This is a genomic window from Fulvivirga maritima (assembly GCF_021389955.1).
GTDB lineage: Bacteria > Bacteroidota > Bacteroidia > Cytophagales > Cyclobacteriaceae > Fulvivirga > Fulvivirga maritima.
Window position 1 is genome coordinate 3,195,479 of sequence record NZ_CP089980.1, and the last position, 12,608, is coordinate 3,208,086.

At 38.0% G+C, this 12,608-nt stretch carries 10 protein-coding genes; 4 read left to right on the forward strand and 6 right to left on the reverse strand.

Translation table 11 applies throughout. From position 1 onward, the window contains the following. Positions 1–50: 50 nt before the first annotated feature. A complete protein-coding gene (locus LVD15_RS13780; RefSeq protein ID WP_233780917.1) occupies positions 51–1,304 on the reverse strand; it encodes a competence/damage-inducible protein A in 1,254 nt (417 codons plus the stop codon). Positions 1,305–1,503: 199 nt separating this feature from the next. On the opposite strand from LVD15_RS13780, the gene LVD15_RS13785 reads away from it, so the two are divergent. After that, on the forward strand, positions 1,504–2,232 hold the full coding sequence (locus LVD15_RS13785) for a DUF4197 domain-containing protein (protein WP_233775808.1): 729 nt from the start codon (positions 1,504–1,506) through the stop codon (positions 2,230–2,232). A gap of 18 nt (positions 2,233–2,250) precedes the next feature. Here the strand turns inward: LVD15_RS13785 and LVD15_RS13790 are convergent, their stop codons facing one another. From LVD15_RS13790 to LVD15_RS13800, 3 genes are read right to left on the reverse strand one after another with little or no spacing between them, the layout of a single operon-like run. Then, entirely contained in the window at positions 2,251–3,150 is a 900-nt protein-coding gene (locus tag LVD15_RS13790; RefSeq protein WP_233775809.1) for an SMP-30/gluconolactonase/LRE family protein, read from the reverse strand. Positions 3,151–3,172: 22 nt separating this feature from the next. Then, entirely contained in the window at positions 3,173–4,069 is an 897-nt protein-coding gene (locus tag LVD15_RS13795; protein ID WP_233775810.1) for a diacylglycerol/lipid kinase family protein, read from the reverse strand. Next, positions 4,069–5,820 (reverse strand): LTA synthase family protein, encoded by a 1,752-nt coding sequence (locus LVD15_RS13800; RefSeq protein WP_233775811.1) that lies wholly within the window; start codon positions 5,818–5,820, stop codon positions 4,069–4,071. The genes LVD15_RS13795 and LVD15_RS13800 overlap by 1 nt, the downstream gene beginning before the upstream one ends. 197 nt (positions 5,821–6,017) lie before the next feature. On the opposite strand from LVD15_RS13800, the gene LVD15_RS13805 reads away from it, so the two are divergent. Then, positions 6,018–6,998 (forward strand): CDP-alcohol phosphatidyltransferase family protein, encoded by a 981-nt coding sequence (locus LVD15_RS13805; RefSeq protein WP_233775812.1) that lies wholly within the window; start codon positions 6,018–6,020, stop codon positions 6,996–6,998. On the opposite strand, the gene LVD15_RS13810 is transcribed toward LVD15_RS13805, so the two are convergent. Then, on the reverse strand, positions 6,988–9,798 hold the full coding sequence (locus LVD15_RS13810) for a S8 family peptidase (protein ID WP_233775813.1): 2,811 nt from the start codon (positions 9,796–9,798) through the stop codon (positions 6,988–6,990). The genes LVD15_RS13805 and LVD15_RS13810 overlap by 11 nt on opposite strands. A 293-nt stretch (positions 9,799–10,091) precedes the next feature. Here LVD15_RS13810 and LVD15_RS13815 point away from each other — a divergent pair, with 293 nt between their 5' ends. Further along, positions 10,092–10,847: a M57 family metalloprotease gene (locus tag LVD15_RS13815; RefSeq protein ID WP_305038962.1), complete on the forward strand. Its 756-nt coding sequence runs from the start codon at positions 10,092–10,094 to the stop codon at positions 10,845–10,847. 291 nt (positions 10,848–11,138) lie between these two features. Further along, complete coding sequence (locus tag LVD15_RS13820) at positions 11,139–11,663, forward strand: YceI family protein (RefSeq protein ID WP_233775814.1); 525 nt, start codon at positions 11,139–11,141, stop codon at positions 11,661–11,663. A gap of 125 nt (positions 11,664–11,788) precedes the next feature. Here LVD15_RS13820 and LVD15_RS13825 read toward each other — a convergent pair whose 3' ends face one another. Beyond that, the gene (locus LVD15_RS13825) at positions 11,789–12,436 is read right to left on the reverse strand and encodes a YceI family protein (RefSeq protein WP_233775815.1); all 648 of its coding nucleotides are present in this window, start codon (positions 12,434–12,436) and stop codon (positions 11,789–11,791) included. Positions 12,437–12,608 lie beyond the last annotated feature (172 nt).

Below are 12,608 nucleotides of genomic sequence, written 5' to 3' on the forward strand. Positions count from 1 at the left end.
TTAATATTTAAATGATTCGTTATAATGTGCTATTGTTATGTTTTGCCTTGTCATTTACTTTCTAAAAGGCTAATTCTTATGAGATTCAATACTGCTATTGCTGTAGCTTTAATATTAATCTCCCTGTCTTTCCATAACTGCAATTTCTTTGTTATTGTTTGTTCGCCATCAGCGAAAGCTATCCATACGGTGCCTACCGGTTTCTCTTCGGTGCCGCCGCTAGGTCCTGCTACTCCGCTGGAGGCCACTCCAATATCAGCTCCTAATTGACGCCTTACGTTGTTAGCCATTTCAGTTACAGTGGCTTCGCTTACAGCGCCGTCAGTGTCCAGCGTTTCTTTTTTCACCTCTAAAATACCAATTTTTAAATCATTATGGTAAGGAATTAGTGATCCTCTAAAATATGAAGAGCTGCCAGGTACCCTGGTTACAAGGTGAGAAATATATCCTCCCGTACAGCTTTCGGCTATTGCTAGGGTCTTGTTTTGGCTTTTTAGCAACTGGCCTATTACTGTTTCTATGGTGTCATCATCATAGCCATATATATATTTACTGGCATAAGTGTGTAGCGACTTTACCTGGTCATTCACTTCGCTTTCAAGCAGGCTACGATCATTACCTACAGCGGTAAGTCTAAGCCTTACCTGGCCCATGCTTGGCAGGTAGGCCAGCTTAATATGTTCAGGAAGGTTATCTTCCCAGTCTTTAATCATATCGGCTAACCATGATTCTCCTATGCCAATGGTTTTTATTATTTTATGATAAATGATGTCTGTATTAAATACCTGTTGTAGTTTAGGTATGATGGTGTCAGTCATCATGCGTTTCATTTCATGGGGTACGCCAGGCATAGAGACAAACACTTTGCCGTTTCTTTCGAACCACATACCGGCAGCGGTGCCCAGAACATTACTCACCATTTCACAGCAGGTAGGCAAAGCAGCCTGTTGGCGGTTGATCTCAGTAAGCTCACGACCTTTATCATGAAAGAAAGCGGTAAGTTCTTGCAAGGCTTTTTCATTCATTTCAATATCGCAACCGAAATATTCTGCCAGGCAAGGCTTGGTGAGGTCATCATTAGTAGGCCCAAGTCCACCAGTGATTAAAACAATGTTGGCTCTGGCTTCTGCTTCTTCAAAACTTTTAAGAATGTCTTCTCTGGAATCGCTAACAGTGGTTTTTCTTACTGTTTTTATGCCCACCTTGTCTAGTTCGGCGCTCATCCATTGTGAATTAGTATCTGTGATTTGGCCATAGAGAATTTCATCACCTATGGTTAGTATTTCAGCTTTGGTTTTATGCATCTGATATTTTACTAGCTTTTGAGTTAACCTCGTAGGTTTTTAATTCTGCAAAGCTAACTATTATAGATTATAATAGGAGATAATCAAACCAGAGATACCAAAAGTTTATGGCAGGTATAATGGGCGAGACCAAAAAATGAAGTGTAGAGTATTCAATAATGCTCGTTTTGTGTAAATTGTGATTTTAACAATAATTACAATGAAGAAAATTTACTTTTTGATGAGTTTGTTTGCGCTGGCTATTGTTGCAGCCTGCACTACGGCGCAGATTAACAAAACTATAGGTGGAATTAATGATGCAATGGGTAATGGTGGCGGGCTAACCACCGACCAGGTGGTAGCCGGACTGAAAGAGGCTTTGATTAAAGGAATTAGTAATGGTTCTGCAGATGCTTCTAAGATAGATGGCTATTTTAAAAACCCTGAGATAAAAATTCCTTTTCCTCCTGATGTGCAAAAAGTGGAGACTAAGCTTAGACAAATAGGACTGGGAGATGAAGTAGATAAGTTTGTGAAGCAACTTAACCGTGGCGCTGAAGATGCGGCTAAAGAGGCTAAGCCAATCTTTGTGACGGCAATAAAATCTATGACTATTCAAGATGCCTGGAATATTCTAAAAGGAGATGACGATGCAGCTACTCAATATCTGAAAAGGGTAACATCAAGTCAGCTGAAGGAGAAGTTTAAGCCTGTAATTAAAAATTCTTTGGATAAAGTAAATGCTACTAAATATTACAGCAGCATAATTACTACTTATAATAAAATTCCTTTGGTAGATGATGTGAATCCTGATTTGGATGACTATGCTACTGATAAAGCCATTGAAGGTCTATTTACATTGGTGGCCGATGAAGAGAAAAAAATACGGGAAGATCCGGTAGCGCGTACCAGCGAAATTCTTAAAAAGGTTTTTGCTGCTCAGGATTAAGAAATATAGAGGAGTGCATTATTGCGCTCCTTTTACATTCATCTTTAATGTATAAACACTTTCACTGGCCGCAATGAAAAGAGTGTTGTTATTTGTTCCTCCAAAGCAGATGTTCGCAGTCCATTTTTCAGGGACAGGAATGTAGGCTATTTTCTTTCCCTTTTTGTTGAATACAGTAACGCCTTTTCCCGTAATGTACAAGTTTCCTTGATTATCTAGCGTCATACCATCAGAGCCCATGCTAGTGAATAACTTTTTCTTAGTAAGCTCACCTGTTTTACTTATTTTATAATTGAAGATTTTTCCGGCTCCTATATCAGCTACATAGAGTTTTTTGCCGTTAGGCGTGCCCACTATACCATTAGGCTGTTCATAGGCAGAGGTTACTCTGCTAAGAGCTCCTTGTTTAGTAAGCAAGTAAACATATTTTCCGTCCTGCTGCATTTCTGGGTTACGAGTCCAGTAGTCTCTTTTGTACAGTGGATCAGTGAAGTATATATTGCCATTTGGCGCTATCCAAAGGTCATTGGGGCCATTTAATAATTCATCTCCATAGTTATCAATGATCATCGTATGGTCTCCTTCCTGATCTATAGCCCAAAGTTCATTATCCATGTCTGCACAGGCAATGAGCTGGCCCTCAGCATTGAAGTACATGCCATTAGAACGACCTGAAGAAGAAAGGAAAGTGGAAAGTTTATTGGTCTTGGCATCCCACTTAATAATTTGATTGTTAGGCTGATCTGTAAAGTAAACATTACCATCTTTATCTGCCGCAGGACCTTCAGTGAATGAATAGTCGCTGCTTAATAAAGTAAGTTCAGCACCCAGAGCAATAATATGATTGTCATCAATTAATTGTGCTGAAGCAAAGCCAGGGATAGCACAAACGAAAAGGAGAGCTAATATTTTATTCATTTAATAAAGATAATAAGGAGTGTTATATATTACAGGCTACCTTTAATGATAATGGGTTGACTGATAGTAAAATATCTTCTTTCAATTGATAAGGATCACCATCCAGGTGTATGCTTTTGTGTTCTACATCTTCTAATAAGCGAATGTGCGCCTCTTTGCCCTGCCAGGTTTGGTAATATCTGGAGCGGGTAAGGGTTCCATTAAACAGGTGGAATATAAGGGCTGGGTAATACCAAAAAGGGATCTTTTGCATGATGCATATATCCATTAGCCCATCAGAAATTTCAGCTCCGGGAGCTATGTGCGCATTGTTGCCATATTGTGATGAGTTAGCAATAGAGATGAGGAAAGGAGCTTTTTCTATTTTTTCCTGGCCGTCTATTACTAGTCTGTAGCCTGTAGATTTAAATTTTATGATTTCTTGCAGTGCCAGCAGTCCATAAGAAAGAAAGCCTCTTTTTTTGCTCTCAGCGAAGAGGCTGGCAATATGAGCATCAAAGCCAACACCAGCTACATTCACAAAAATGTCATTATTAAGTGTGATGGTGTCTATTTTTTTTGAGTGCTGGCTATTTAACAGGCTGATCGCTTTTTTGGCATTCAGAGGGATTTTTAAATGCCTTGCCAAACCATTGCCAGAGCCCATAGGTATAATGCCTAAAGTAGTATCAGTGTTAATTAGAGGACCAGCAATTTCATTTATGGTGCCATCACCACCAACGGCTACTATCAGGTCATAATTGTTTTTTTCTCGCTCAGCTATTTCTCTTCCTTCACCAGCATACTGAGTGTAAATTATTTCATGAGAGATTTTGGAGCTGTCAAGACAATAATCTAATAGAGCAGTCACTCCCTTTTTTTTGGTAGTACCAGATTTTGGGTTGATTATAAAAAGGGCCGTTTGAGTTTTAGATTCCATTAGCGCTTATTATAATCACTATATAAATGCTGCATAAAGGCCATGCTGGGCCACAACTGTTCTTCTGTGTCAGCGCCTTCTTTTGTTAAATACCTTTTGCCGGTGTTGTCATAAATAAGCTCTTGGTTTTCATCTACATAACCATAACCATTGTTAAACACAAAAACCGCAAAGTCATGATGGTCTTTATCCAGAATATTCTGACTGAAAGTAAACTCAGGATCTGGCTTGTCAACCTGAGCTAGTATGGTGTTAGCAATATCGGTTTGACTACCAATTTCACTGATTACGGTGTCTTGCACGCTAAGCGCACCGCCCAGCCATAGCATAGGTATTTTGAATCGGCGCGGGTTAGCCAGTCCCTGATTGTCAGGCATAGGGTGACCATGATCTGCAGTGAAAACAATGAGCGTATTATCCCACCAATCGGTTTTTTTTGCTTCTGCAATGAATTTACCAATACACTGATCAGTATAATGAGCGGAGTTAAGAAACTTAGAAATATCATCATCTCCTTTAATGGCCGTTTCCATAGGTACATCAAAAGGCTCATGACTGCTAAGGGTAAGCATTACTTTGAAGAAAGGCTTTTGAGAAGCATTACTTTCTTGTAGAAATTCATCAAAAACATAACCATCATGCACTCCCCATTTACTGTTATTTAAAGAATCAGGGAAGCTGCCGCTGTGCGTGATTTTCTCAAAACCAGCATTACTAAGGTAAGATCTGAAATTGGCAAAGTCGATATTACCTCCATAAGTAAAACTGCTGGAGTAGCCCATTTTGTTAAACTTTTTGCTTAGGTAGGGCAGGCCTTGTGTCTTTTTAGGGTATTTAATGATTGATCCTTTGGGCTGAGCGGGGTATCCACTAAGCACAGAAACTATTCCTTTATCAGTACGATCACCAGAGGCATACATATGATCAAATAAAACCCCTTCTTTACTGAGAGCGCTGAGTTCAGGAGCCACGCCGGGTACACCTCCTAAAGGCTCAATTAACCTGTAGGTGAAGCTTTCTAAAACTATAATGATGATATTGGGCTGAGAAGTATTTAATAGCTTGGTTGTTTCTCCTGATGCGGCATATAAGTCCTTGAAATATTTATCAGTGGTTTCTTTATCAAGATAATTTTCCGGGTAGTGAAGTCTGTTAAATTTGCTTACGGCATAGCCAGTGTTCCACACTACATTGATGGCCGCATGATTGGCGAAAATATGTTCGTTATCAAAATAAACCGTTCCTACGTTAATAGGAGCCACGCCTAAAGAACCTCTAATCGGCAATATTAAAAAAGCAGTCAGAAAAAGTTGAACAACTGCCGTTTTCCAGTTGCTGGGCTTTAGCTCTAAGAGTTTAGGGTAAATCATTTTGGTGTATAGATATATAAATGCACCAAAAATCAATAGCCATATCAAAATCAATACTGTAACCGTAAGGCCATCAACAGCTATGGTGGTATCCTGACCAACGTAAAGAAGCGGGGTGGCATCGAGTCTGAAACCCCAGTGCTTGTACATTTCCAGATCCAGCGTGAGTATGAAGCTACATAACAGTAGTAATATGGAGGTGTAGACATGAAAGGCGACTCTTATTACCTTGTTTTGTATAAAAGGAGAAGCTGTAAGTAAAAGACCAGGTATGAGTAAGAAATAGCCGGTGGCTGATAGGTCGAGTCTTAGGCCATTCAGTATTGCCAGAACTATTTCAGGTATTCCTAAAGTACTAGTCTGTTCAAAGTAGTAAATCATGAATATGATTCTTGCTGAAATGAAAAATAACAACCAGAATATACTATATCTTAAAAAAAGTAAAGCCCTTGCTTTCATCGTTAATATCCTCTTCTTGTTAAGCGCATGCAAAGATAATATTAATTTAATACTTAGCGGCTAAGTATTGAGATGGTAGTTTTGGCTAATGTTGATAGGTTTTTACTTTATTTGTAGCTATGAACGTGTACGAATATAGAACCATAGGAAACTCCTTTTTGACTCCTGCTATAGAAAAGATTATGGCTAGGCCAATAGCCAAACTAGTTGGGGCAAAGATTAACCCCAATATTATTTCCGGAGTAGGACATTTGGCGGTTTATGTGGCACTCTGGCTTTCATTCTTTAAAGTATTAGACACTCCATATACCTTGATAGTCATTGCTGTGCTCATCGCTTTTCAGACTTTGGGTGATAAGGTAGATGGCGCAGTAGCTCGTCATTTCGATAAATCATCTCCTTTGGGTGAGTTTATGGATCACTTCTTTGAATTGTTCAATCAAGGAGCACTGCTTATGATCTTTTATAACTTGTTTACCATACAGCAGCCTTTGATTTTCATAATATTAATGGTGGCGCTTTGTATTAGAAATATGGTGAAATATTATGAACAGTATAAAACCAATATGTTAGTGTATAGCAAAGTGGGTTTTATGGAAATCAAGGTTTTAGCGGTATTCATTCTTTTATTATCTACAGTGCCTTCTGTTCATCAATTTATTAATTCACCTGGTTTTTCTGTATCACTTATAGAAGTGCTTAGCATTATGCTTATCATTGGTAATGTGATGGGAACGGTAGTAAATATTGGCCGCATACCTCAGATTACTTATGGCATGTGGCTGTTTGTAGGCTTATTTGTAATAGTGGCCGTGATCAATGTTTTGTTAAATAATGATATAGCTGCTTTATTCGTCATATTAACCTATGGTGTGCTTTACGTAGGCAGGTTGCTTTCTACTCAGCTGGTAGATGGTATAGAGAGAAGCCCTGATTTCTTTCTGCCTTTGTTTCTCATTATTCAATATTTTCTTCGTTTTATTGATAATACCAATGCCTTACATTTAATGGCCATTTATTTATGTGTAAACATAATTTTATTGACCACAAAAACCTTTGGAGCTTTAGGTAAGCCCAAGGAGGAACAGGCTAGTAAATAACCAGCCTGGCTCTGTAATGCATGTTACTGCCACTTACAGTGTATATGTATATTCCTTGTTGAAGCCCCTCCAGGGTGATCACATTCCTTTCTGAAAGTAATGATTTGCTTAATATATGCTGCCCTTGGGTGGTAAATAAGTCAAAGGTCACATTGTCTTCTGGGAAGTTCTTAGTGAATACACTTATGTTAGTGTTGTTTTTAGCTGGATTAGGAAATAGGAGCACCTCTCTTTCTGTAAGAAAATGAACCTGAACTATTTCGCTCATAATCTCATGTCCTGAATTTAAGATGACCTTGGCCTGATAATGATTGAGCCCTTGCTGGGGATTAACATCCATGTAGGGAATATTAGTGGAGATGGGAACAATCTCAGCAATATCTACGAAATGATCCTGTTCCTGTCTTTGGAAAATCACTTTATCTACCTGATAAGTAGTGCCGAGGTTTAAATTCAGATATACATTTTCAGCATCCTGATCTTCATAGGCAAGAAAATTGGCAATGTAGCAGTCTACTCCCTGTATACGGTAATCAAATGTAGTGCGTCTAACGCCAGTGAGTGTGTCATTCAGCATAGGAGCCACGCTGAGTTGATAGTCTGTAATCTGGTTTTGATTAAGAATTATAGAGGAATCACTGGTGTAAGTGATAGGAGACATGTAATTGCCTTCAGGAGAATAAATAGCATATCTCTTGGCTTCTGGCAAACTTTCCCATACTATCATCACTGAGTCAGCGCAGTTAAAGCCAATATTGGAGGTTAGTGGCCGTGAAATAGTAAAATAGTCAGAATAATAATGGCTGCCATTTATAGTCATTCGTGCTTGGGCCATAGTAAATGTCTGGGGCGGTTGCCAGGTGAAGAGGCCGGTGTTCAGGTCTACTTCATTACTTATTACCTGCCAGCTGTTGCCGTTGTCTAGAGTTATTTCCAGTGTAGCATTTTCATTCTCAAAAGTGGTTTCCCATCTGAAATAATTATTGGGAGCATTTTGCATCGGCATGTTATCACTTCCTGTAGGGGCTGTCCAGGTGAATTGATCTTCTTCATCCCACTGATAAATGATGTAAAAATCCTGATTGCCGGAAAAAGCATTGCTATTTATCTGTATATCATAGTTGCCCGTAGAAGGGTTGGATATGGTAATTTGTTCTATATTATTAAGATGGTCTGCTTTTCTTTGAGGTAGTTGAGCTAATGAGTCGTTGTGAGGGTAGCTGTTAAGAACCCATGGTAGCCAGCTGCTACCATCATGGCGAAGTGAAAGGTCCAGATCATTAACCAGGGCAGTGTTAGCATTCACAGTAGCTGGTGGATCATTCCAGATTAGCATAATTTTTAAGTTTTTTACGTTCTCCGGTATTTCCAGACTATAAACTTGTTCTGCTGATGAAGAAATGGAACCTGTAATAAATTGTTGATTTTGCAGTGCTTCAATAGCACGTTTTGCATTCGCGCTGCCATAACCAGTGAGAAAGTCTATGCCTTTTGGTCCGGCATCATCAGCGCTGTTAAGCAGAATGCCTTTTAAAAGCGTGGCCGGCGGCTGGGTTTGATGCATTTCTTTGTAATACTGTTGCATGGTGGCAAGTATGCCAGAAACCAGAGCAGCGCTAGAGGATGAACCACTGGTGCTGTAGGCAGCTATTTCAGGTTTGATGCGTCCATCATAAGCTGGCCCTTTAGATACGTATGGATCATGATGTAGAAGGGTGTCAATAGAGCCTACAGTAATTGTATTTTTGGCCATTTTAAAATTACCAGTAAGATTCGCATATCCTGAAGTGCCCCGGTAGGTATAAATAGTATCATTAACGGTGCCGTTATTACCAGCTGAAAATACATGCAGTATATTAGGGTGGTCTTGGCTAAACTGATCATAGGCTTCTGCATGCGAGCCGTAGAAATTTTCTGTTGAGGTACCGTATGAATGGTTTTGCAGGTAAATATCATTATTGGCGAAAAAGGAGGTCTCATCAGGGAAAACATTAAGGTAGCTTGAAGAGTAGATAAGACTACCCCAGGCTACCCCTTTGTTATTAGGGGCTGTGTTGCCGGCGCCTGCAGCTATAGTGGCCATTTCATTAGCGTGCGTACTGCTAGAGGCATCAATGGAGTTCATTAATCGACCTTTTATATCAAGATCATTATCATCTATGGCCTGTTCTTTAATGGAAATATTAATATTATCTCCGTTTATTGACGGGTAATTATGATGGAGATAGTTGATTTTATTTACGCTGAGATTAAGATCAAACACAGAAGTTTCTTCTGTAGGATATGGTTTTGTTGGTGATATGAAAGTTATTTGATCGTTATCCAAGAAATATTCTTTGGCTATTGAAAGGTTGAATGATAGGATGAAGGTATTAGTTTGCTTATATGTTGTTATTATTTCAATATTTTTATCATTACTCCATATTTTCTTACATAGTTCAAAATCTCTAACCTTTACTGAAAAATATTTAGGAAGTGCTCCCGTAGGTTGGGTGAAATCATATGGATATTTCCATTTATTGTTGGCAGGTACACATAATGGCAGATTACTGTTCATTTTAATATTATCAGAATAGAATATAGCTGTGCTATTATCTAACTGCCTGATTAATTGAGTACGGTTATTTTTTAATAACTCATCTTTTTGTGTCTCTTTATAATGTATAAGGAAATAGCCTTTAGTGGATGAATTTTCGGCCTTTTTATTGAGTGAGGATGTTTTTTTGGATGCGTATTTATTCACATACATTTCCCATTTTCCAGAGTCAGGTTGCTGACAAAAAGCGGTAATGGGTAGCATGATATAAAGGTAAAAGCATAGCAAATTTTTGTATACAATTGGTGGCATACTGAATAAGATATTTAGGGTTTAGGTGTAGGCATAATATTAGGAAATAAAACGGCTTCAAAATTTTAATAAATGTCAATATAGTACATGAATGATGTTTTTATGATACAGTAATTTTTTTTGAAGATAATCTGTGCCTACCTTGCGGCTGCAGCGATGCTGCGATTCAACCTAAACCCAAATTTTATGAGATTTAACAGTCTAAAAACTGGATATTATCGGTATGTCTTTTAAGTAGTGCTTTTATGTTTACTTCTTGCGAGGAAGAGCCCACAGAAGCCAATCCCCAACTAGATGGCAGTGAAGAAATTTCTGCTGCAGTTATTCAAAGATTTAAGGATTTACATTTCAATACTGATGGTATTGAATTAGTTGATGGTAATTACCTGGTAGAAGGTGATATGATCATCACTCCTGAAGCTTTGGAAGAAATGTCTGATCCTATAATAGTAGAAGGACCAAAAGGCGAGCAGTATAGAACTTACAATCTGGTATCTACTCCTCGTACTATCAGAGTATTAGGTTATCAACTAAATAGTACAATGAGCCAAGGGCTTGACAGAGCAATTGCTAACTATAATGCCCTGAACTTAGGATTTACTATGCAAAGAACAAATAGTACTTCTAGCTGGGACATAGCTGTTCAAAGTTACGGTAGTGGAGCCGGTGGTGTTGCTGGTTTCCCTTCAGGTGGAGATCCTTACCAGTATGTGAATGTTTACCCAGGAACAGCTAGTTATGGTGTGAGTGTTGTTGAGCACGTTATGACTCATGAATTAGGTCATTGCGTAGGTTTACGTCACACAGACTGGTTTAACAGGTCTATCAGCTGTGGATCAGGTGGTAATGAAGGTGGTTCTTCTTACGGAGCTGTTCATATCCCAGGAACACCTTCTCAGCCTAACGTAGATTACAACTCTATTATGCTTTCATGTTTCAGTGCTAATGAAAGCGGAAACTTTTCTAACTATGATAGAATAGCGTTAGAATATCTTTATTAATCGATTAATACCCATTATTATTAAATAAAAACCGTTGAATGGCATCATTGTAAAGCCGGGCTAACCTCCCGGCTTTTTTCTTTTTAAAACTAGGTGGAATATATTTTCAAGGAATCAATAAAAATAAACCATTTGATTTTCCACCTGTTTCTACTTTAAATAGCGATTTTGAGACAAATAAAAAAATTTATCAAAAATAATGTTTAAACATTGAAACTCTTTAGAGGGGCTGTCGTTAGTTATTAATGTTCAAACAATGAAATTAAAAACAATTATAAAACACCTGTAAAAATGGAAGCTCAAGTAAAAACAAAATGGGTATTAGACCCTACTCACTCAGAAGTTAGTTTTAAAGTAAAACACATGATGATTTCTACCGTAACTGGTTATTTCGAGAAATTTGAAGGAGCAGTAGAGGCAGAAGATGATCAGTTCACTAATGCTGATGTTGAGTTTGCTATAGATGTAGATTCAATCAATACTAATAACCAAGATAGAGATGGGCACTTAAAATCAGATGACTTTTTCAATGCATCTGAATTCCCTAAAATTACTTTCAAATCAAAATCTTTTGATGGATCTAAACTAGTAGGAGACCTTACTATTAGAGACGTAACTAAAGAGATAGTGTTAGATGTAGATTTTAATGGTGTAGCAGTAGACCCTTACGGACAAACTAAAGCGGGTTTTGAAGTAACAGGAGCTATTAATAGAAAAGACTATAAATTATCATGGAGCGCGGTTACAGAAGCGGGTAATGTGGTAGTTTCTGATAATGTGAAGCTTGTAATGAGCGCTCAGTTTATCAAACAATAAACTTCATATGTTGGATGGTTGCCATGGCAGTGTGGTTGTTTTGTGAAGTTGATCTGCTATGGTGCTAAATAAAGAAAGCCCGGGATTCGACCTCCGGGCTTTTCTATTTTATATATGATTGTTTCTTAATTCTTTTTGAAAGAAACTTCAGCTTCTAAGCCTACTTCACTCCAGGTTTTGCTTACTCCGTCAGGTCCAGTGTGTAGTGCTTCACATGCTTTGTTGATAGAAGCTACAGCGTCAAGAGCATCCCAATCTTCCAGATTCATAACCCCTTTGAAAGTATAGTAAGTTTCTGAAGTTACTTCATAAGTTAAAGGAATGTTAGCTGTTTGGCCATTTAAAGTAATGTCTACAGAAGCACTTTCTTTATCTTCTCCTAATTTAAAAGTACCGGTGATGTTTTCTGTGTCAGTCATTACTCCAAAAAAGAAAGATACTATTTTAGGATCTCTGGTGCCGGTAGCATCATTAGTATTAAGACTTTTTACAGGTATACTAAACTCTGTGCCATCAAGCGCTTCTAAAGGAGTAGCTCCGCTATTGGTTTTAGTGAAGTTTATGGTTTTGAATGTTCCTCCTACAGGTACTTTGTCTGTAGTTTTGTATGCTGTAAATTTCACTTCGGCAGATGTTTCTACTATTGAGAATCCGCCCTCAGCACTGGTAGCTTCTGTTTCTTCAGAAGCGCTGCTTTCTTCTCCCTTTTTGGGTTGATTACAACTAGTAGCTATTAAAAATATGCCCATGCATATTATTGCTAATTTTTTCATAGTCAATAATTTTTGGTTTTGTTTTATGATGTTGATTTTGAATTGATATCAATCCTTTATAAAAAGGATACGTCTTATGATTTCAATAAGATACAAAACTATTTGTTTACTGTGAACATGCTCTATGTTTTAACATAATTTAATAGTGTCTTTTATGTTAAAAGCATTATAA